Annotated in this window: 17 protein-coding genes and 2 pseudogenes; 8 read left to right on the top strand and 11 right to left on the bottom strand. The window is 72.3% G+C overall.

Annotated features, from left to right (window positions below):
• The first annotated feature begins 525 nt into the window (after positions 1–525).
• The 5 genes from ACIRQF_RS16040 (at position 526) to ACIRQF_RS16020 (ending at position 4264) form a co-directional block, all read left to right on the top strand.
• The gene (locus ACIRQF_RS16040) at positions 526–690 is read left to right on the top strand and encodes a hypothetical protein (protein ID WP_164986384.1); all 165 of its coding nucleotides are present in this window, start codon (positions 526–528) and stop codon (positions 688–690) included.
• Between the two features lie 29 nt (positions 691–719).
• Positions 720–1019, top strand: a complete 300-nt coding sequence (locus tag ACIRQF_RS16035) for a Dabb family protein (protein ID WP_376627526.1) — start codon at positions 720–722, stop codon at positions 1017–1019.
• Positions 1020–1267: 248 nt separating this feature from the next.
• Positions 1268–2113, top strand: a complete 846-nt coding sequence (locus ACIRQF_RS16030) for an RNA polymerase sigma factor SigF (RefSeq protein WP_365344202.1) — start codon at positions 1268–1270, stop codon at positions 2111–2113.
• A 236-nt stretch (positions 2114–2349) separates the two neighbouring features.
• The gene (locus ACIRQF_RS16025; RefSeq protein WP_382477525.1) at positions 2350–3336 is read left to right on the top strand and encodes an RNA polymerase sigma factor SigF; all 987 of its coding nucleotides are present in this window, start codon (positions 2350–2352) and stop codon (positions 3334–3336) included.
• A gap of 166 nt (positions 3337–3502) precedes the next feature.
• Entirely contained in the window at positions 3503–4264 is a 762-nt protein-coding gene (locus ACIRQF_RS16020; RefSeq protein ID WP_404092622.1) for a hypothetical protein, read from the top strand.
• Here the strand turns inward: ACIRQF_RS16020 and ACIRQF_RS16015 are convergent.
• The 3 genes and pseudogenes from ACIRQF_RS16015 to ACIRQF_RS16005 form a co-directional block, all read right to left on the bottom strand.
• Positions 4245–4994 (bottom strand): annotated as a pseudogene (locus ACIRQF_RS16015) (alpha/beta fold hydrolase); the annotation flags it as partial. The gene ACIRQF_RS16020 and the pseudogene ACIRQF_RS16015 sit on opposite strands and share 20 nt — an antisense overlap.
• A 135-nt stretch (positions 4995–5129) precedes the next feature.
• Positions 5130–5687, bottom strand: a pseudogene (locus ACIRQF_RS16010) (TetR/AcrR family transcriptional regulator); the annotation flags it as partial.
• Between the two features lie 242 nt (positions 5688–5929).
• Positions 5930–6271 carry a DoxX family protein gene (locus tag ACIRQF_RS16005; RefSeq protein ID WP_404092619.1) on the bottom strand — a complete coding sequence of 114 codons (342 nt, stop codon included), beginning with the start codon at positions 6269–6271 and terminating at the stop codon, positions 5930–5932.
• A 228-nt stretch (positions 6272–6499) separates the two neighbouring features.
• Here ACIRQF_RS16005 and ACIRQF_RS16000 point away from each other — a divergent pair, with 228 nt between their 5' ends.
• On the top strand, positions 6500–7096 hold the full coding sequence (locus tag ACIRQF_RS16000; RefSeq protein WP_404092616.1) for a dihydrofolate reductase family protein: 597 nt from the start codon (positions 6500–6502) through the stop codon (positions 7094–7096).
• Between the two features lie 22 nt (positions 7097–7118).
• Here ACIRQF_RS16000 and ACIRQF_RS15995 read toward each other — a convergent pair whose 3' ends face one another.
• Together ACIRQF_RS15995 and ACIRQF_RS15990 are read right to left on the bottom strand one after the other, a co-directional pair.
• Entirely contained in the window at positions 7119–8345 is a 1227-nt protein-coding gene (locus tag ACIRQF_RS15995) for a glycosyltransferase (RefSeq protein WP_404092613.1), read from the bottom strand.
• A gap of 256 nt (positions 8346–8601) precedes the next feature.
• The gene (locus tag ACIRQF_RS15990; protein ID WP_376627512.1) at positions 8602–8838 is read right to left on the bottom strand and encodes a hypothetical protein; all 237 of its coding nucleotides are present in this window, start codon (positions 8836–8838) and stop codon (positions 8602–8604) included.
• Between the two features lie 225 nt (positions 8839–9063).
• On the opposite strand from ACIRQF_RS15990, the gene ACIRQF_RS15985 reads away from it, so the two are divergent.
• Both ACIRQF_RS15985 and ACIRQF_RS15980 read left to right on the top strand, forming a co-directional pair.
• Positions 9064–9507: a MarR family winged helix-turn-helix transcriptional regulator gene (locus tag ACIRQF_RS15985; RefSeq protein WP_389759269.1), complete on the top strand. Its 444-nt coding sequence runs from the start codon at positions 9064–9066 to the stop codon at positions 9505–9507.
• 42 nt (positions 9508–9549) lie between these two features.
• Positions 9550–11169 carry an MDR family MFS transporter gene (locus ACIRQF_RS15980; RefSeq protein WP_404092610.1) on the top strand — a complete coding sequence of 540 codons (1620 nt, stop codon included), beginning with the start codon at positions 9550–9552 and terminating at the stop codon, positions 11167–11169.
• Between the two features lie 119 nt (positions 11170–11288).
• Here the strand turns inward: ACIRQF_RS15980 and ACIRQF_RS15975 are convergent, their stop codons facing one another.
• The 6 genes from ACIRQF_RS15975 to ACIRQF_RS15950 all read right to left on the bottom strand — a co-directional run bounded on the left by ACIRQF_RS15975 (position 11289) and on the right by ACIRQF_RS15950 (position 19584).
• Positions 11289–12098, bottom strand: a complete 810-nt coding sequence (locus ACIRQF_RS15975) for a TetR/AcrR family transcriptional regulator (RefSeq protein WP_404092607.1) — start codon at positions 12096–12098, stop codon at positions 11289–11291.
• A 35-nt stretch (positions 12099–12133) separates the two neighbouring features.
• Positions 12134–13657 (bottom strand): MFS transporter, encoded by a 1524-nt coding sequence (locus ACIRQF_RS15970; protein WP_404092605.1) that lies wholly within the window; start codon positions 13655–13657, stop codon positions 12134–12136.
• Positions 13658–13756: 99 nt separating this feature from the next.
• Entirely contained in the window at positions 13757–16009 is a 2253-nt protein-coding gene (locus ACIRQF_RS15965) for an ArnT family glycosyltransferase (protein ID WP_404092602.1), read from the bottom strand.
• The gene (locus tag ACIRQF_RS15960; RefSeq protein WP_404092599.1) at positions 16006–17271 is read right to left on the bottom strand and encodes a glycosyltransferase; all 1266 of its coding nucleotides are present in this window, start codon (positions 17269–17271) and stop codon (positions 16006–16008) included. The genes ACIRQF_RS15965 and ACIRQF_RS15960 overlap by 4 nt, the downstream gene beginning before the upstream one ends.
• A gap of 63 nt (positions 17272–17334) precedes the next feature.
• Positions 17335–18840: a sensor histidine kinase gene (locus tag ACIRQF_RS15955; protein WP_404092597.1), complete on the bottom strand. Its 1506-nt coding sequence runs from the start codon at positions 18838–18840 to the stop codon at positions 17335–17337.
• Positions 18841–18846: 6 nt separating this feature from the next.
• Positions 18847–19584 (bottom strand): response regulator transcription factor, encoded by a 738-nt coding sequence (locus ACIRQF_RS15950; protein WP_376627497.1) that lies wholly within the window; start codon positions 19582–19584, stop codon positions 18847–18849.
• Positions 19585–19757 lie beyond the last annotated feature (173 nt).

Raw genomic sequence — 19757 nt, 5'->3', positions numbered from 1 at the left:
GGAGCGCGAAGGGGGAGGGGGAGGCGCGAGGGAGCGGGCCGGGGAGGGAGTCCGGCGCCTCGGATCGAAGGAGGGAGGGGAGGGGGAGGAGGAAGGGGTGGGGCCTCGGACCGCCGGGCCGAGAAGGGGCGCGAACGATGGGGAGGGTTCGGGGGGCGGAGGGTTCGAGCACGGGAGGGAGGGGCCGGGGGGCGGGCACAGGGGGAGGACCGGAGGAGTCGGACACGGGAGGGAGGGGCGGGGGGAGCGGCATCGGGGGGACAAGCCGCTCCCCCCGATGAGAACCGGTCCTGCAAGTCCGACGCCGCAGTCAGGGGGAAGCGCGCGGCGTGGACCCCGCAGTGAGGGCCGGTTCCACGGCCCCGCGGATTCCTGCCAGATCCGCCGGGCTCACCATCCATCCTGCGCTCCCCGTCACCCTTTCGGAGGGCGGCAAAAGACCCCGATCGCCGGGCCCTTGGTCCATAAAGGCTCGGTTAGACTCGCGCGACCGAGGGGGTTACGAGGCCAGGGGAGGGCAGGCGAATGGCGCAGGCGAAGAAGATCGCGCTCTATGCGGTGGTGGTTTTTGTTCTGTACACGATCATCACTTCCCCGGCCCGGGCGGCGGATCTCGTCCAGGTAGGGTTCGAGGGCATATCGAGCGCCGCTCAAGGCGTCGGCCAGTTCATGACCGAGCTCGTCAACTAGGACGACCCAGGACTACCGGGAGTAACGCCGTGATCCGCCATCTGGTCCTCTTCAAGCTCAACGACGGTGTGCAGCGCGACGAGCCGCGCGTGGTCGCGGGCGTCGAGGCCTTCCGCGCCCTCGGTTCGCAGATCCCGGAGGTGAAGTTCTGGGAGTGCGACTGGAACATCACCGACCGCCCGATCGCGTACGACTTCGCGATCAACTCCGCCGTCGAGGACACCGCCGCGCTCCAGCGCTACCTGGACCACCCGGCACACCAGGCGGGCGTCGCCCAGTGGCGCGAGTTCGCGACCTGGGTGATCGCCGACTACGCCTTCGAGGGCTGAGCCCGACCGGCCGCCCCCTCCCCCGGCCGCACCCCGCCCCACCCGGCGGGGCCGCAGCCGGCGTCCCGCGCCCCTTCATCCTCCGGGCCCCTCGCCGTCCATCGGCGGGGGGCCCGAGTTTGTACCCGCCCAACGCGCCTTCAACACGTGCTTATACGGTGCTTGCACACAGTGGACATGTCTTGTGATGCTATGACCGCTTTTGACGGATGAGTCGACCGATGTTGACATGAAGGGGTGGCGTGAACGTGCCGGCCAGTGCAGCGCCTCAAGTCCCGCCCCAGAACGAGGCCGGGGCCCCGGACACCCCGCGCCCTCGGCCGCAGAGCACCCGCGGCGCCGACACCCGCGCCCTGACCCAGGTGCTCTTCGGGCAGCTCAAGAACCTGGAGCCGGGCAGCCCCGAGCACCACCGCGTTCGCGGGGCCCTGATCGAGGCCAACCTGCCGCTCGTGCGGTACGCCGCCGCCCGCTTCCGCAGCCGGAACGAGCCGATGGAGGACGTCGTCCAGGTCGGCACCATCGGCCTGATCAACGCCATCGACCGCTTCGACCCCGACCGCGGCGTCCAGTTCCCGACCTTCGCCATGCCGACCGTCGTCGGCGAGATCAAGCGCTACTTCCGCGACAACGTCCGCACCGTGCACGTCCCGCGCCGGCTCCACGAGCTGTGGGTCCAGGTCAACGGCGCCACCGAGGACCTCACCACCGCCCACGGCCGCTCGCCCACCACCGCCGAGATCGCCGAGCGCCTCAAGATCGGCGAGGACGAGGTGCTCGCCTGCATCGAGGCCGGCCGCTCGTACCACGCCACCTCGCTGGAGGCCGCCCAGGAGGGCGACGGCCTGCCCGGCCTGCTCGACCGGCTCGGCTACGAGGACCCGGCGCTCGCCGGCGTCGAGCACCGCGACCTCGTCCGCCACCTGCTCGTCCAGCTGCCCGAGCGCGAGCAGCGGATCCTGATGTTGCGCTACTACAGCAACTTGACGCAATCTCAGATCAGCCAGGAACTCGGCGTCTCGCAGATGCATGTGTCAAGGCTCCTCGCCCGGAGCTTCGCCCGCTTGAGATCCGCAAATCGGATCGAGGCGTAACTGGAACGGGTAGACCGTTTCGGAGCAGTTTCTCGGCATGCCAAATGCCGCACACCCCTTGTTTCCTGCGGATATTCACCGCCGTCATGTCGACAAGTCACTACAGCGTGTTGCCGACATGTGACATTCTGCAGAAACCGCGTTTGCCACAGCCTCGCCTCCGGTATTCAGGTGGAGGCTGCGTTCCTCAGATGGTCGTGGCCGCCACGACCGTCCGCGACCTCAAAGGGGGTGGCATGTCCGCAGAACAGGGCAGCTCGAAGGTGCTCACGCTCACGCCCATGCCCGCGTCCATGCAGACGCCCGTGCCCGCACAGAAGACGGCGCCGACGGCCGTCGACGCCACGGCCACGGAGACGTCGACGGTCAGCACCACGGCCACCGCGACGGCCCCGGCCCCGGAGCCCGACGAGACGCTCGTCGCCCCGCCGGCCGTCACGCCGGAGGCCATCGACACCCGCACCCTCTCCCGCTCCCTCTTCCTGCGCCTGCGCGCCCTGGACGAGGAGGGCGTCTCCGCGGACAGCCCCGAGCGGACCTACGTCCGCGACACCCTCATCCAGCTCAACCTCCCCCTCGTGCGCTACGCGGCGGCCCGCTTCCGCTCCCGCAACGAGCCGATGGAGGACATCGTCCAGGTCGGCACCATCGGCCTGATCAAGGCGATCGACCGCTTCGACTGCGAACGCGGCGTGGAGTTCCCCACGTTCGCGATGCCGACCGTCGTCGGTGAGATCAAGCGCTTCTTCCGTGACACCTCCTGGTCCGTGCGCGTGCCGCGCCGCCTCCAGGAGCTCCGCCTGGCCCTCACCAAGGCCAGCGACGAGCTCGCCCAGAAGCTCGACCGCTCGCCGACCGTGCCCGAACTCGCCGCGGTGCTGGGGGTGTCGGAGGAGGACGTGGTCGACGGCCTCGCCGTCGGCAACGCGTACACCGCCTCCTCGCTCGACTCCCCCTCCCCCGAGGACGACGGCGGCGAGGGCTCGCTGGCGGACCGCCTCGGCTACGAGGACACGGCTCTGGAAGGCGTCGAGTACCGCGAGTCGCTCAAGCCGCTGCTCGCCAAACTCCCGCCCCGCGAGCGGCAGATCATCATGCTCCGCTTCTTCGCGAACATGACCCAGTCGCAGATCGGCGAGGAGGTCGGCATCTCCCAGATGCACGTCTCCCGGCTGCTCACCCGGACGCTGGCCCAGCTGCGCGAGGGCCTGATCGCCGACTGATCGCCGACGGATCGCCGACGGATGCCGGCCTCCAGGGCCGGCCCCGGGGCTGGCTTCCGAGCAGACCCCTGGGGCCGACTTCCGGGGTTGGCCTCCCGGCTCACCCGTGGACTGAATTCGCCTGTTCCACTTCCTTCCTGACATACCGTCAGTCACACTGCACGCCATGGCGGTCATGCGGCGAAGGAAGCGACCGGGACTCGTGGTGGTCGCGCTCTGCCTCGGCGGAGCGCTGACCGCGTGCGGCACGGGCGGCGACGGCGAGGGGTACGCGGCGGTCGGCGCCGGCTCCTCTCCCAAGGGCGCGGTCCCGCCGTCGGGAAAGGTCACCCTGGTCCCCCTGGACCCGGCACCCACGACCGACCCGGGACTCACCTCCAGCACGTCGTCCCCGTCCCCGAGACCGCCGGGCGCCACCGGTACGGACACGGGAACGGGAGCGCGCACGGGCACGGTGCCCGGCGGTACGGCCACCGCGCCGCCACCCGTACCGGGCACACCGCCGTCCCGTACCCCGGGACGGCCCACGGCCCCGGCCGTGACGCCCACGAGGCCGCCGGGCCCGGCACCGACGCCCACGACCCCGCCCACCACTCCCTCGCCGTCCACGAAGCCCCCGGCGCCCGCCGCGCTCACGCTGTCCGCGCCGGTGCTCACCGACGCCGAGCAGCGCTGGTGCGAGAACGTCACCGTGACCTTCCGCAACACCGGTGGTACCGCGGTCCGTTCGGGCACGGTCTCCTTCGCCACTCACGTCATCGGAGCGCTCGGGGTCGACTGGGCGACCCTCAGGTCGAGTCAGCCGCTGCCCGCGCCGATCGCGGCAGGGACGACGCAGACCCGCACCTACGCGGTGTGCGTGGACTCCTGGCGGGTGCCGCTCGGCATGCACGTGGACACCCGCGAGGTCACCGCCGCATGGCGGTGAGCAGGAACTCCGCGAACTCCTCGGGGCGCTCGACACAGCCCAGGTGTCCGCCGGGGAACTCGACGAGCGCCGCCCCGGTCAGCTCCGCGATCCGCCGGGACGGTCCGGCCAGCGCCTCCTGGTCCGCGGACTCCCGGCCGACGCCGAGGACCAGCTTGCCGGCGGCGGCCCGCAGCCCGTCGAGGTCGGGGGCGGAGGAGGAGAAGGGGCACAGGACGTGCTCCAGGAAGACCGGCATGTTGGCGGCCATGCGCGCGGCCATCGGCCGGACCGAGGCGGGCAGTTCACCGTGCTGCCGCTCCGGCTTCCGGCCGTCCGGCGTCTCGGAGAAGCGGACCATCGCGGGCCCGAGGCCCTGGGTCCGGTGCAGCTCGCGCACCTCGGCGAAGTGCTCGCGGTACGGGGCGGGGTCGGCGAGCAGCTCCACCAGGGGCGGTTCGTGGGCGACGAGGCGGCGCACCCGGTCGGGGCGGGCGGCGAGCAGGGCCAGGGCCACGATGGCACCCGAGCTGCTGCCGAAGACGTAGGCGGGCTCGTCCGGGGAGACCGCGTCCAGGACGGCGAGGGCGTCGGCGCCCCACTCGGGCACCCGCTGGTCGGCGGGCGGCCCGTCGAGCGGGCTGCGCGAGAGGCCGCGCTGGTCGTACGAGACCACGGTGTGCCCCGCGTCCGCGAGCAGGTCCGCCATCCCCGCGAACAGCCCGGCGTCCCCGGCACCGCCCGGCACGAGCAGCAGGACGGGCCCGCGCCCGCGCACCTCGTGGTGCAGGGTGGCCCCCGGCACCTTCACCGTGCCGACGGTGACGGCCGTGAGGCCCGTCAGGCCTGTGATGCCAGTGACGTCGGTGTCCCTCATGCGTTCCCCCCAGTTCTCCAGCGTGCGGTGCAGGGCGTCGAGCGAGCGCGCCCAGGACGCGGCGACCGGCCGCGCGTGGGCGAAGCCGCCGCTCAGCTCGATGTGGATGTAGCCGTGGAAGGTGCTGCGGAGCAGGCGTCCGGCGTCGGTGAGCTCCGGTTCGACCAGGCCGTAGCCGCGGAGCATCCCGTAGGTGAGCTCGACGCTGCGCCGGAAGACGGCGGTGTCGGCGACCTCGTCGAGCTCGATCCGCTGCTGGGTGGCCGCGTAGCGGCCGGGGTGGGCCAGTGCGTAGTCGCGGTAGGCGTCCGCGAAGGCGACGAGCGCGTCCTTGCCGGACCGGCCGGCCACGGCGGCGCCGATGGCCTCGTTCATCTCGCCGGAGGCGAACAGCGCGAGCCTGACCCGCAGGTCGCGCAGGTTCCTGATGTGCGAGTAGAGACTCGCGTCCTTCACCCCGAAGCGGCGGGCGAGCGCCGACACGGTGACCTGGTCGAGCCCGCCCTCGTCGGCCAGCTCGGCGGCGGCCTGGACGAGACGGTCGACGGTGATGCCGGCACGGACCATGCCCGTAACTCCTTCCTAGTGGCTCTAGGAAGGAAGCTAGCCGTCCTAGGAAGTGCGCGCATTCCCTTTTCCCGGGGCTCGCACACTCCCTTCAGTGACGGCGGGGCCCCACGGCAGGGCCCCGGAGGGCCCCGCAGCCGTCTTCGTGCGTTCCGCTCGGGGGCGGGTCGTCCACAGCCCGTGATTCGTCCACAGCCCGTGATTCATCCACAGCCTGTGCATCGTCCACAGCCTGTGAATCGTCACGCCGCCAGGACCAGGACGGCGACCGCCGGGGCCATGTAGATCAACGGGAACGGGGCGTGCGCGTAGGCGCGGGCGCGGATCACGGTGATCACCGCGCCGGCGAAGTACAGGACCAGGCCGATCGCGGCGGCGATGCCGACCGCCGGGACGGCGTAGCCGACGAGGAGGCCGATCGCGCCGGCCAGCTTGGCGGCGCCGAGCAGGTTCCAGATGCGGCGCGGGACGCCGTACTCGGCGAGCGGCTCGACGACGAACTTGGCGCGGACGAAGACCGACACCCCGGAGAAGCCGGCCATGAAGGCGGCGACGGCGGTGACGACGATGGCGGTGGTGGACATCTCGGGCTCCCCTTCGGGTGGTTGCCGTCGCGTTGACGGCTTCACTGCACTGACACCGCTCCACGGGAACGTGTGACAACGCGGCCGAGGTTTTTCTCCGTGCCCGAGACGGGATCGTCGGACGCTCCCTGCCCGGGCGGGGCGGAGGGCTGCCATGATCATTCCGTGGCTTCGCCGCCCCCGCCGGGTAGCCGCACCACGACGGAGTGAGACACGGAAGGTTCCGGCATGCGCAAGCTCGTTCACTACATCGCCACCACTCTCGATGGGTTCATCGCGGGACCGGACGGCGCCGACCCCACCGGCCCCGACGGCTTCTGGCCCATATCGGAGGACTACATCCAGCACCTCGTGGCCGAGTATCCGGAGACGCTGCCCGTCATGGCCCGGCAGGCCCTGAACGTCACCGCGGAGGGCACGCACTTCGACACGGTGCTGGAGGGACGCCGCAGCTACGAGATCGGGCTCGCGGCCGGAATCACCGACGCCTACCCGCACCTGCGGCACCTGGTGTTCTCCCGGACGCTGACCGAGAGCCCCGACCCGGCCGTCGAACTGGTCGCGGACGACCCCGTGGCGGTCGTCCGCGAGCTCAAGCAGCAGGAGGGCAAGGACATCTGGCTGATCGGCGGCGCCGAGCTCACCGGCTCGCTCTACGCCGAGATCGACACGCTGATCCTCAAGGTCGGCCCGCTGACCATCGGGAACGGGATCCCGCTCTTCTCCCGCAAGGCCGCCTTCGACCCGCGCACCTGGACGCTCACGGACCACACGGTCCTCAAGAGCGGCGCGGTGTTCCTCACCTACGCACGCGCCGAAGGCTGAGCCGTCCTGGCGGGGCGGCGCCTCACGCGCCGGTCGCGGCGCGCAGCAGCTCCGCCGCCACCGTCGTCCCGTCCGTGCGGATCGCGTCGGCCACGCCCTTCGCGCGGGCGCGCGTCTCGGGGGTCAGGGCCGTCGCGAGCGCGGCCGAGAGGGACGCGGCGGTGAGGGACGGGCCCTCGTGGGCCGCGCCGATGCCCAGCTCGGCCACCCGGCCCGCCCAGTACGGCTGGTCCGCCATCTGCGGCACCACGACCTGCGGTGCGCCCGCGCGGGCGGCCGTGGTGGTCGTGCCCGCGCCGCCGTGGTGCACGACGGCGGCCACCCGGCCGAACAGGGCCTGCTGATTGACCTCGCCGACGGCGAAGCAGTCGTCGCCCTCGTCCGTCGGCGCCAGACCGGCCCAGCCGCGCGAGAGCAGGACCCGGTGGCCCTGCGCGCGGACCGCCTCGACCGCCGCCCGGGCGACGTCCTCCGCGTCGCGTACGGGCATGCTGCCGAAGCCCACGAACACCGGCGGGGTGCCGGCCGCCAGGAACGCCTCCAGATCGGCCGGGAGCGGACGCTCGTCCGGCCGGATCCACACGCCGGTCTGCGCCACGTCGAGGTCGGCGGGCCGGAGCCACGGGGCGAGGGTCGGGTCCGCCGCCAGCCACGGGCGGTCGGTGAAGACATGGGCGCGGACGTCGTCGACGGGCGGCAGGCCGATCGAGGCCCGGTGGGCGTTGACCGGCTCGCCGAACAGCTCGTTCATGAGCTCGGCGTTCCGCTCCCACAGCACCCGGTTGTCCGTGACGTCCGCCGGGAGCGTGCCCGGCCACGCGAGCGGCGGGTGGTGCGGCGAGGGCAGGTAGGTCGGGAAGTAGGAGACGAAGCGGTAGGGGATGCCGAGCCGGTCGGCGACGGCCCGTGCGGCGGCCGCGGCCGGGACCAGGCCGGTCGCCACGACCGCGTCGTACCCCTCGGCGACCGCGAAGACCGCCTCGTACGTCGTCGCGATCATCTGCGCCGCCCGCTCGGACATGCTCAGTGGCTTCTGCGGCTTCGCCGCCCCCGTCACGGCCTCGGTCGCCATCTCCTTGAGCGACCGCCCGAGCGGCACCAGGGACAGGCCGGCGCCCTCCAGGAGCTCCGTGAAGTCGGGGGGCGCGCAGACCTGCGCCTCCACGCCCCGTTCCCGCAGCCGCAGCGCGAGTCCGACCATCGGCTCGACGTCCCCGCGCGACCCGTACGACAGCAACAGCACCCGCATCTCACGACCCCCATGACTTCGTGTTCCGGCTTCGGGGGCGATTCCGCGGCAGGACCGGGTCGTGCCGCAGGCCCCCACGGCCCGCTCAGTTGATCATGGAGAGGGCGGGTCCGCCCCGAGAAGGGGGCAGAAGGTCCGCCTCCCTCGTACGGACAGCGATCGTACGGACAGCGATGAGGGCGGCCGCGCCGGGACCCCGAGGGGCCACGTCACGACCGCCCCCTCAGGAGTGCGGCTCCGCCGGTCGCGCGCCGGATCAGCCCAGCGCCAGCCAGGCCACGCCCGCCAGGACGGCGATCGCGACGATCACGCCGACGATCAGGCCGACGCGGGGGCCGGAGGACGGCGCGGCGGCCTGGTGCTGGTGCTGCTGTCGCTGCGGGGTGCCCTCGTCGACGAAGGCGCGGAACATCTGGGTGCTGCCGGCGGGGTCGTAGGAGCCCTCGGGGCCCTGGGCGCCCTGGCCGTACGGTGCTTGGGGGTTGTGTGCCATGGCCCGGACCCTAGCGAAGTCGGGCTCGCCGCCCCAAGCCCTGGTCATGTCCCCTGCCCTGGACCTGCACCTTCCCTCCCCGCCGGCCACTTCTCCCCACCCCCCGAAGGGGCGTCCTCCGGCCCGCTTTACCGATTCTTTAGCGCGCTTTGACCGATTTAGTTTGCCTGAAGCAACCATCCATCTCTATCGTTGCCCTAAGCAACAAGATGTTGGGGGAGCTCGATGGAGACGCGGAACCGGTACGAGGACCTCGCCCGAGCGGTGAGCGCCATCGGCGCCGTGAAGCGCGGCGTCGCCCGCGTGCTGCCCGCCCACTGCCAGGGCGGCGCGGCCGCCGTGCTCAGCCTCGTCCACCACCACGGCGACATGCGGATGAGCCGGCTGGCCGAGTTGATGGCCGTCGACATGTCCGTGTGCAGCCGGCACGTGGCCCACACCGTGGAGCACGGCTGGATCGAGCGGCTGCCCGACCCGGACGACCGGCGCTCCCGGATCCTGCGGCTCACGACCGACGGCCACGGGATGCTCGACGAGCTCGACCGCCGGGTCACCGAAGCCTTCACCCGCCACCTCAGGGAGTGGTCCGACGACGACGTCGCACTGCTCACCGTCCTGCTCGGCCGCCTCCGCGACTCCTTCGGGGACTGCCGGGCCCCGCACGCCTGACCGACGCCGCTTCACACAGCAGACTTCACGAAAAGGAAATCCATGGCTACCACCGCGCCTGCCACAGGTGCTCGGGAAGGCAGCACCGACACCCCCGGTGCCCCGATGACGCACCGGCAGATCATGGAGGCGCTGTCCGGGCTCCTGCTCGGCATGTTCGTCGCCATCCTGTCCTCGACGATCGTCTCCAACGCCCTCCCCCAGATCATCAGCGACCTCGGCGGCGGCCAGTCCGCCTACACCTGGGTCGTCACCGCCGCCCTCCTCTCGATGACGGCGACCACCCCGCTGTGGGGCAAGCTCGCGGACCTGTTCTCCAAGAAGCTGCTGGTCCAGATAGCCCTGGTCATCTACGTCGCGGGCTCGGTCGTCGCCGGTCTCTCGCAGAACACCGGCATGCTCATCGCCTGCCGCGTCGTCCAGGGCATCGGCGTCGGCGGTCTCACCGCCCTCTCCCAGATCATCCTCGCCGCGATGATCGCCCCGCGTGAGCGCGGCCGCTACAGCGGCTACCTCGGCGCCGTCTTCGCCGTCGCCACCGTCGGCGGCCCGCTGCTCGGCGGCGTCATCACCGACACCGACTGGCTCGGCTGGCGCTGGTGCTTCTACGTCGGCGTGCCCTTCGCGCTCATCGCGCTGCTCGTCCTGCAGAAGACCCTCAAGCTCCCCGTCGTGAAGCGCGAGGTCAAGGTCGACTGGGCCGGCGCCTTCTTCATCAGCGCCGCCGTCTCCCTGCTCCTCGTCTGGGTCACCTTCGCCGGCGACAAGTACGACTGGATGTCCTGGCAGACCGCCGTCATGGTGGGCGGCTCGATCGCGCTCGGCGCGATCTTCGTCCTGGTCGAGTCCAAGGCCGCCGAGCCGATCATCCCGCTGCGCCTCTTCCGCAACCGCACCATCGCGCTCGCCTCGACGGCCTCGCTCTTCGTCGGTGTCGCGATGTTCGCCGGCACGGTCTTCTTCAGCCAGTACTTCCAGCTGGCCCGCAACGAGTCGCCGACGATGTCCGGTGTCCTCACCATCCCGATGATCGGCGGCCTGTTCGTCTCCTCGACGGTCTCCGGCATGATCATCACCAAGACCGGCCGCTGGAAGGCCTGGCTGGTCAGCGGCGGCGCCCTCGCGGCCGGCGGTCTCGGTCTGCTCGGCACCATCCGCTACGACACGGCGTACTGGCACATCGCGATCTTCATGGCGGTCCTCGGCCTCGGCCTCGGCATGATGATGCAGAACCTGGTCCTCTGCACCCAGAACCAGGTGGCCCCCGCCGACCTCGGCGCCGCCTCCTCCGTCGTCACCTTCTTCCGCTCCCTGGGCGGCGCGATCGGTGTCTCGGCGCTCGGCGCGGTCATGGCCCACCGGGTCACCGACTACGTCAAGGACGGCCTGGCCGAGCTCGGCCCGAAGGCCGCGGCGGCCATGGGCCAGGGCGGCGGTGGCGGCATCCCCGACATGGACAAGCTGCCCGCCCCGATCCGCACGGTCATGGAGAGCGCGTACGGCCACGGCGTCGGCGACGTCTTCCTCTACTCGGCGCCCTTCGCGCTGCTCGCCTTCCTGGTGACGCTGTTCATCAAGGAGGTCGCGCTGAAGAGCAACACCGTGAAGGCGGACGACGGTCAGGCCGTGAAGGCGGAGGACGAGCAGGCCGTGAAGGCCTGACGAAATAGCTCCCGGCCGCGCTTCGAGCGGAGGCGCGGCCGGGTGGAATGCGGAGCGGCGGGCAGGGGACGGCCCGCCGCTCCGTCATGTCCGCGGTCGGGGAACGGACCGCCGCCGCGTCACGCCGGCCCGGGCTCCGGGGGCGGCTCCTGCGCTTCCGCCTCGCCGGCGTGGCGGGCGACCATGACCTCGATGCCGGCGACCAGGACGTCCAGCGCGTAGTCGAAGTCGCGGTCCCAGATCTCGTCGACGCTGCCGTGCGACTGCCGCTCGTCGAGCAGGTCGTTCATGCCCTCCAGGGCGGTCGCGAACTGCTCGTCCTCGCGGAAGGCCTTCAGGGAGTCCAGGTAGAAGTCGTCCTGCGACATCCCCGCCTGCTGGGCCACCCGGCCGAACTGGCCCTCGATCGTCCCGTAGCCGTAAACGAACTGGAAGACGGCCGACATCGCGCTCGGCTGGCGGGAGATCGGCAGTCCGGTGTCCCGGATCGCCTCCTGCATCGAGGAGCCCACGGCGATCGAGTGCGGACCGATGTTCAGGTACTGGCCGGCGCACGCCGACATCCACGGGTGGCGCACCAGCATCCGGCGGTACTCCAGGGCGAGCAGCCGGATCCGTTCCCGCCAGCCCCCGGCGGCCACGACCGCGTCGAGGTCGACCTCCCCGTAACAGCTGTCGACGGCGTACTCGATGATGTCGTCCTTGGTGTCCACGTACCAGTACAGGGACATCGCGGTGACGTTCAGCTCGCTCGCGAGCTTGCGCATCGAGAGCTTGGACAGGCCCTCCTCGTCGAGCATCCTCACCGCCGTGGCGACGATCCGCTCCCGGTCGAGACCGGCCGGGCCGCCCCCGCTGCGGGCGGCCCGGTTCTCCAGCCAGACGCTGGAACGCGCCGGGTTCTCGGCCCTGTCGGCTGCCTTGACCATCGCGCGCCTCCGTCTGTCATCGGTCCGGGACCATGCTAGGCAGCCATCTCGTGCTGCTTCGCCCCCTCCTCGGCGCGTTCCGCCCGCTTCAGCAGGAAGGCCGCCAGGAGTCCGCCGGCGAAGACGGCCACCGCGCCGACCAGCTGGCTGGTCTGGAGGCCGGAGGCGAAGGCGTCGGAGATCTGCCGGCGCTCGGCGTCCGTGCCCGCCGCGGCCAGGGCGGCCGGGAGGGAGGTCGCGGTGACGGTGACGAGGGCGGCGAACCGGGCGTTGAGGACGGCGCCGAGGATCGCGACGCCGAGGCCGTTGCCGAACTCGGCGAGCGTGCCGTTGACGCCCGCGCCGACGCCGGCCTTCTCCGGCGGGATCGCGCTCATGATCGCGTTGGCCATGGCCGGGTTGGAGAGCGCGATGCCCGCGCCCATCAGGACCAGGCCGAGCAGCATGCCGCCGTACGTGCCGTCGGAGCCGCCGCCGAGCAGGGCGATCGAGGTGAGACCGCCGGCGACAAGGCCGAGGCCGAGGGCGACGGACAGGGGCGTACCGATCTTCATGACGAGCTTCGGACCTATGCCGGACAGGTTCAGGACGACGATCGTCAGCGCCAGCGGCGCCATCCGCAGACCCGCCTCCAGCGGCTCGTAGCCCAGGACGAACTGCAGGTGCTGGGTGAGCAGGAAGAGCGAGCCGCCCATGCCGAGCATGACCAGGATCGCACCGGCGACGGCGCCCACGAACTTCTGGTTGCGGAAGAAGTGCATGTCGAGCATCGGGTACGGGATGCGCAGCTCCCACAGGACGAAGCCGGCCAGGACCACGAGGCCGAGCGCGGCCGGGACCAGGACCTGCGCCGAGGTCCAGCCGTGCTCGGGGCCGGTGATGATCGCGTAGACGACCGAGGACATGCCGATCGTGGAGAGCAGCGCGCCGAGCAGGTCGGGGCGGTCGCCCTGCGGGTTCTTGGACTCCGGGACCAGCTTGAGGACGGCGACCAGACCGATGGCGGCGACCGGGATGTTGACCAGGAAGATCATCCCCCACCAGAAGTGGTCGAGGATCACGCCGCCGATCAGCGGGCCCGCGGCGAAACCGAGGGAGCTGATGGTGGCCCAGATGGCGATCGCCTTGACCCGCTGGGAGTCGTCGAAGATCTGCATGACGACGGCGAGGGTCGTCGTCATCAGGAGCGCCCCGCCGACGCCCATGCCCGCGCGGGCGGCGATCAGCTGCCCGGTGGAGTCGGCGAGTCCGGCGGTGAGCGAGCCGAGGCCGAAGAGCGCGAGGCCGACAGCCAGGAGCTTCTTGCGGCCGTAGCGGTCCGCGGCGTTGCCCGCGGTGAGCAGCAGGCCGGACTGGACGAGCGAGTAGGCGTTGATCATCCACTGGATGTCGCTGGTGGACGCGTGGAGCTCGGTGGTCAGCGAGGGGATGGCGACGCTGAGCACGGTGTTGTCGAGCAGCACGGTGAGCTGGGCGAGGCAGATGACGCCGAGGATCAGCCAGCGCTGCGGGTGGCCGCCGGTGGCGGCCCGTTCGTTCGCGGCGGTCGTCGCCGTCATGGGAACTCCTTATACGGTGTACGAGGCGAATGCTCGTACACCGTACAGGAGCTCCCGTACGCCGTATAGGAGTTTTCCGGTGGGTGCTCTCGGGGCCCCTTACTTCCTGCTCGTGAGGTCGTAGAAGGTGGCGCCGTCGACGGTCACCTTCTCGAAGGTGTCCTCCACCCAGGACGTGATCGAGCTGCTGCCACCCATGCCGCCGCCCATGCCGCCGGAGGCGATGAAGTAGTGGATCTTCCCCTCGGCCACGTACTGCTTGAACTGCGCGAGGGTCGGCGACGGGTCACTGCCGTTGAAGCCGCCGATCGCCATCACGGGCTTCTCCGTGGCGAGCTGGTAGCTGGCCGCGTTCTGGGCGCCGATGGCGGCGGCGACCCAGGTGTAGTCGCCGGCGTCCGCGAGCAGCATCCGCTCGGCCTCCGCACCGACCTCCGCGCCGTTGAGGAGACCGCCCATGCCGCCGGTTCCGCCGCCCCGGCCCTCGCCGGGCGCCTGGCCCGCGCCCTGACCACCCGGGACCTGACCGCCGCCCGGGAACTGACCCTGTGGCACGCCCTGTCCGCCGCCCGGGAACTGCCCCTGTGGCATGCCCTGTCCGCCGCCGGGAAGCTGCCCCTGCGGCACGCCCTGGCCCTGGCCCTGACCCTGACCGTCCTGCCCCTGACCGTCCTGGCCCTGACCGTCCTGGCCCTGCCCCTGCCCCTGGCCGTCCTGACCCTGACCCTGGCCGAACATCCGGCCCTCGCCGAAGCCGGCGGGCATCCCCCGGCCGCCGCCGAATCCGCCCCGGGCCGCGCCCGCCGGGCCCGCCGTGACGATCGAGCCCTGGTGGCCGTCGGAGAGCGTCGCCAGGGTGTACGCGAAGGGGCCCGCGAGGCCGGCCGCGAGGCCCAGGCCCGCCGCCGCCAGACCGAGCCGGCGGTCGACCCGGCCCGCGAGCAGCAGTGCGAGCGCCGCCGCGCAGCCCGCGACCAGGACCGCCCAGCGCAGCCACGGCTGCCAGTCGGGCGTCCGGCCGAGCAGCACCCAGCCCCACACCGCCGTCACCGCGACGGTCGCGGCGAGGGCCGCCGAGGCGAGGAGACGGCTCCGCTCCTCCCACAGCACCGCCGCGCCCATGCCGATCAGCGCCGCGACGTACGGGGCCATGGCCACCGTGTAGTACTCGTGGAAGATGCCGGCCATGAAGCTGAAGACGCCCGTCGTCATCAGCAGCGAGCCGCCCCACACCAGGAACGCCGCGCGCGCCGTGTCCGTGCGCGAGGCCCGCCAGGTCACCACGAGACCGGCCACGAGCAGCAGCAGCGCGGCCGGGAGCAGCCAGGAGATCTGGCCGCCGACCTGATCGCCGAACATGCGGGTCAGACCCGTCTCGCCCCAGCCGCCGCCCCCGCGGCCACCACCGCCGGGAGCGCCCGGGCCGCCCGCGAACTCGGCGCCGGTGGGCAGCCGCATGCCGCCCGGCAGCTCACCGCCCGTCCCGCCACGCCCGCCGCCACCGACGCTGCCCACCTCGTCGCCGTTGAGCCGGCCGAGGCCGTTGTAGCCGAAGGTCAGCTCCAGGAAGCTGTTGTTCTGCGAGCCCCCGACGTACGGACGCGAGGACGCCGGCCACAGTTCGACCAGGGCCACCCACCAGCCCGCCGACCCGACGAGCGCCAGCCCGCCCAGGCCGAGCCGGCCGAAGCGCCGCGCCAGGCCGCCCGGCGCGCACACCACGTACACGAGCGCGAGCACCGGCAGGATCAGGAAGGCCTGCAGGGTCTTCGCCAGGAAGGCGAAACCGAGCGCGACCCCGGCCCACACCAGCCAGCGCGCCGCACCCCCGTCCAGCTCCAGGGCGCGCAGCACGCAGTAGACCGCGACGGTCATGAGCAGGGCGAGCAGCGCGTCCGGGTTGTTGAAGCGGAACATCAGCGCGGCCACCGGAGTGAGCGCGAGGACCGCGCCCGCGACCAGGCCGGCGCCCGCGCCGAAGCGGCGCCGGACGGCCGCGTACAGGACGCCGACCGTGGCGACCCCCATCAGCACCTCGGGCACCAGAATCTGCCAGGAGCCCAGACCGAAGAGGCGCACGGACAGGGCCATCGGCCACAGGGCGGCCGGCGGCTTGTCGACGGTGATGGCGTTCGCCGCGTCGAGCGAGCCGAAGAAGAAGGCCTTCCAGCTCTGGCTGCCGGCCTGGACGGCCGCGGAGTAGAAGGAGTTGGCGTAGCCGCTCGCGCTCAGGTTCCAGAGGTAGAGGGCGGTGGTGGCGAGAAGCAGTCCGTAGAAGGCGGGCCGCACCCAGGGCGCGTCCTCGGGCCGCCCGCGCCAGAGGCGCCGTACGAGCGAGTTCGGGGAGGTCATCGAGAGGTCCTTGGGGCAGTGGCGCGCTCCGGGAAGACCCAGAGCCGGAACAGGAGGAAACGCACGACGGTCGCGGCGAGGTTGGCGACGATCAGCACGGCGAGCTCGGTCGAGTGCGCCGGATCACCCGTCGCGGCACCGAGCGCGGCCAGCGAACCGCTGGTCAGCGCCAGGCCGATGCCGAAGACGACCAGGCCCTGCGCCTGGTGCCGGGCGGCCCGGTCCCGGCCCCGTACGCCGAAGGTGAGCCGGCGGTTGGCGGCCGTGTTGGCGACGGCGGAGACCACCAGGGCGCCTGCGTTGGCGAGTTGCGGGCCGACACCGAGCCGGAAGAGGGAGTAGAGGGCGAGGTAGAAGAGCGTCGACAGCGCCCCGACCACGCAGAAGCCGACCAGCTGACGGGCCAGGCCGCCCGGCACACCGCTGAGTTCACGGTCGCGCGGGTCGTCCCCGAAGGGCCGGGCGAGACGGTCGAGCGGCAGCGAGCCGGTCGCCAGGGCCCGGCCCACCCGCCACACGCCCTTCAGGTCGTCGGTGGCGGTCCGCACGATGTGGACGGTCGAGTCGGGGTCGTCGACCCAGTCGACCGGCACCTCGTGGATGCGCAGCCCGGCCCGCTCGGCGAGCACCAGCATCTCGGTGTCGAAGAACCAGCCCGTGTCCTCGACCATCGGCAGCAGCCGCTCGGCGACCTCCCGCCGGATCGCCTTGAAGCCGCACTGGGCGTCCGAGAAGCGGGCGGCGAGCGAGCCGCGCAGGATCAGGTTGTAGGCGCGTGAGATGAGCTCCCGCTTCGGCCCGCGCACCACCCGGGAGGAACGGGCGAGCCGCGAGCCGATCGCCAGGTCGGAGTGGCCCGAGATGAGCGGCGCGACGAGCGGCAGCAGCGCGTTGAGGTCGGTGGACAGATCCACGTCCATGTACGCGAGGACCGGCGCCTCCGACGCCGACCACACGGTCCGCAGCGCCCGGCCGCGGCCCTTCTCCTCGAGGCGTACGAGGCGCACGGCGTCCGGCAGCCGGGCGGCGAGCGCATGGGCCACCTCCGGAGTGGCGTCGGTGGAGGCGTTGTCGGCGACGGTGATGCGGAAGGCGTACGGGAAGGTGCGGTGGAGGTGCTCGTGGAGCCGCAGCACGCACCGCTCCAGGTCCCTCTCCTCGTTGTAGACGGGGATCACCACGTCGAGGACGGGCCGGCCGGCCGCGCCCACGGGGAGGTGCTCCCGGGCGGGAAGGGTTTCGGCGGACACTGTCGTTTGCATGTCCTCGACCCTCGCCGGGCCCGCTGTCACACCGGTGTGGTGAGCCTGTGCCCTGCCTGTGAGTCAGCGCTGCCGCGGCAGGCGCACGGCGAACAGGGTGCGGCCGGGCGCACTGGAAACGGTCTCCTCGCCGCCGTGGGCGAGCGTGACGGCCCGGACGATCGCGAGCCCGAGCCCGGTGCTGCCCGCGTGCCGGGACCGCGAGGCGTCGCCGCGGGCGAACCGCTCGAAGACGGACGGCAGCAGCTCGCCCGGGATGCCGGGCCCGTCGTCCTCGACCTCGACGAGGGCATGGCCCGGCGCCGTACGGACCCGGGCGGTGACGGTCGTGCCCGGCGGGGTGTGGGTGCGGGCGTTGGCGAGCAGGTTGACGAGCACCTGGTGCAGCCGGGCGCCGTCGGCGGGGATCTTCACCGCGGCGTCCCCGTCCGGGAGTTCGAGCCGCCAGCGGTGCGCGGGCCCGGCCGCGCGGGCGTCGGAGAGGGCGTCCACGACGAGCAGGGAGAGATCGGTGCTCTCGTACGAGAGCGGGCGTCCGGTGTCGAGCCGCGCGAGCAGCAGCAGGTCCTCCACCAGTCCCGTCATCCGGGTCGCCTCGGACTCGATGCGCCCGAGGGCGTGCCGGGTGTCGGGACCGCACGCCTCCCGGCCCCGCCGGGTCAGCTCCGCGTACCCCCGGATCGAGGCGAGCGGGGTGCGCAGCTCGTGGCTGGCGTCCGCGACGAACTGCCGCACCCGCGTCTCGCTCTGCTGCCGGGCGTCGAGCGCCGAATGCACGTGGTCCAGCATGCGGTTGATGGCCGCGCCGACCTGCCCGACCTCCGTCCGCGGATCGGCCTGCGCCTCCGGCACCCGGTGGTCGAGCGCCACCTCGCCGCTGTGCAGCGGCAGCCGGGCCACCTGCGCGGCGGTCGCGGCCACGCGGCGCAGCGGCCGCAGGGCGACCCCCACCAGCACCGTCCCGGCGAGCGAGGCGGCGACGAGACCCGCGCCGGTGACGCTCAGCTCGACGACGACCAGGGTGGACAGGGCGTCCTGGACCTCGGACAGCGGGATGCCGATGAAGTAGTCGCCGTTCCTGCCGGTGGCGTACTGGACCCGGTAGTCGCCGAGCCCGCCGGGCAGCGACACGGTGTGCGGCTCGCCGTCCCGGGACACACCGCCGAGGGCGGTGGTCTGCGCGGCATCCAGCGGATCCGTCCGGTACTTCGGCCCGTACACCCCCTCCGGCGGCGGCACGGACACGTCGGCCGAGGTCACCGCCCCGTCCACCACGCGCGCACCGACCGTCCCGAGCGGCGCGCCGGGACCTATGACGAAGCCCAGGGGCGTGTCGAAGCCGCCGGGCGACGGCGACGGCACGACGGCGTCGTGCGGCGGGCCGGCCGCCCGGTGGGCGACCTCCTGCAGCCGCGCGTCCGCCTGGTCGTGGAGATAGGACCGGAAGGCGATCGTCGTCACCGTCCCGATGACCGCGCAGACGACGGCGATCAGTGCGACGGCGGAGACGACCAGCCGGGTCCGCAGCGACCAGGGGCGTCCGCCCCGGCGCCCTTGGGGAAGGCGCACGGCGGACTACTCCCCCGGCTTGATGAGATAGCCGGCCCCCCGCCGGGTGTGGATCATGGGGCTGCGCCCGGCGTCGATCTTCCGCCGCAGGTACGAGATGTAGAGCTCGACGACGTTGGCCTGGCCGCCGAAGTCGTACGACCAGACCCGGTCGAGGATCTGCGCCTTGCTGAGCACCCGGCGCGGGTTGCGCATGAGGAAGCGCAACAGCTCGAACTCGGTCGCGGTGAGGTGGATGGACACACCGTCCCGGGTCACCTCGTGGCTGTCCTCGTCGAGCGTGAGGTCCCCGACGGTGAGCAACGACTCGGCGCGCGCCTGCGCGGCCCCGGACCGGCGGATGAGCCCGCGCAGCCGGGCCACCACCTCCTCCAGGCTGAAGGGCTTGGTGACGTAGTCGTCGCCGCCCGCCGTGAGCCCCGCGATCCGGTCCTCGACGGCGTCCTTGGCCGTGAGGAACAGCACCGGTACGTCCGGCAGTTCGCGCCGCAGCCGCCCGAGGACGGAGAGTCCGTCCATGTCGGGCAGCATCATGTCGAGCACCACGGCGTCGGGCCGGAAGTCACGCGCGGTGCGCAGCGCCCCGGCCCCGTCGCCCGCGCTGTGCACCTGCCAGCCCTCGTAGCGCAGGGCCATCGAGAGCAGCTCGGCGAGCGAGGCCTCGTCGTCGACGACGAGGACCCGGACGGCGGAGCCGTCGGCACGCAGCAGATCGGTACGCGAGCGGGGAGTGGTCGCAGTCATACGCGTCACGGTTCCCGGACCGCCTGAGACGCGTCTTTCGCTTCCCTGTGAATTCCCTGAGAAAGACCGGAGGGCGGGGCGCGGACACGACCTGCCCGGGGGCGGGGCGCGGACACGACCTGGCCGGGGCCGGGGCGCGGACACGACGGGTCCGGGGCGGGGCCCGGACACGA

Origin of the sequence: Streptomyces sp. NPDC101191 (assembly GCF_044767915.1) — a bacterium.
Lineage (GTDB): Bacteria > Actinomycetota > Actinomycetes > Streptomycetales > Streptomycetaceae > Streptomyces.
This window is presented reverse-complemented; position numbering and strand designations above follow the sequence as displayed.

Excerpts from the sequence above, each read along its gene's own strand:
- ACIRQF_RS16020 (WP_404092622.1), top strand. The coding sequence starts at position 3,503 with ATGGCGGTCATGCGGCGAAGGAAGCGACCGGGACTCGTGGTGGTCGCG.
- ACIRQF_RS16005 (WP_404092619.1), bottom strand. The coding sequence starts at position 6,271 with ATGTCCACCACCGCCATCGTCGTCACCGCCGTCGCCGCCTTCATGGCC.
- ACIRQF_RS15950 (WP_376627497.1), bottom strand. The coding sequence starts at position 19,584 with ATGACTGCGACCACTCCCCGCTCGCGTACCGATCTGCTGCGTGCCGAC.
- ACIRQF_RS15975 (WP_404092607.1), bottom strand. The coding sequence starts at position 12,098 with ATGGTCAAGGCAGCCGACAGGGCCGAGAACCCGGCGCGTTCCAGCGTC.
- ACIRQF_RS16040 (WP_164986384.1), top strand. The coding sequence starts at position 526 with ATGGCGCAGGCGAAGAAGATCGCGCTCTATGCGGTGGTGGTTTTTGTT.
- ACIRQF_RS15995 (WP_404092613.1), bottom strand. The coding sequence starts at position 8,345 with ATGCGGGTGCTGTTGCTGTCGTACGGGTCGCGCGGGGACGTCGAGCCG.
- ACIRQF_RS16025 (WP_382477525.1), top strand. The coding sequence starts at position 2,350 with ATGTCCGCAGAACAGGGCAGCTCGAAGGTGCTCACGCTCACGCCCATG.
- ACIRQF_RS15980 (WP_404092610.1), top strand. The coding sequence starts at position 9,550 with ATGGCTACCACCGCGCCTGCCACAGGTGCTCGGGAAGGCAGCACCGAC.
- ACIRQF_RS15960 (WP_404092599.1), bottom strand. The coding sequence starts at position 17,271 with ATGCAAACGACAGTGTCCGCCGAAACCCTTCCCGCCCGGGAGCACCTC.
- ACIRQF_RS15970 (WP_404092605.1), bottom strand. The coding sequence starts at position 13,657 with ATGACGGCGACGACCGCCGCGAACGAACGGGCCGCCACCGGCGGCCAC.
- ACIRQF_RS15990 (WP_376627512.1), bottom strand. The coding sequence starts at position 8,838 with ATGGCACACAACCCCCAAGCACCGTACGGCCAGGGCGCCCAGGGCCCC.
- ACIRQF_RS16000 (WP_404092616.1), top strand. The coding sequence starts at position 6,500 with ATGCGCAAGCTCGTTCACTACATCGCCACCACTCTCGATGGGTTCATC.
- ACIRQF_RS15965 (WP_404092602.1), bottom strand. The coding sequence starts at position 16,009 with ATGACCTCCCCGAACTCGCTCGTACGGCGCCTCTGGCGCGGGCGGCCC.
- ACIRQF_RS15985 (WP_389759269.1), top strand. The coding sequence starts at position 9,064 with ATGGAGACGCGGAACCGGTACGAGGACCTCGCCCGAGCGGTGAGCGCC.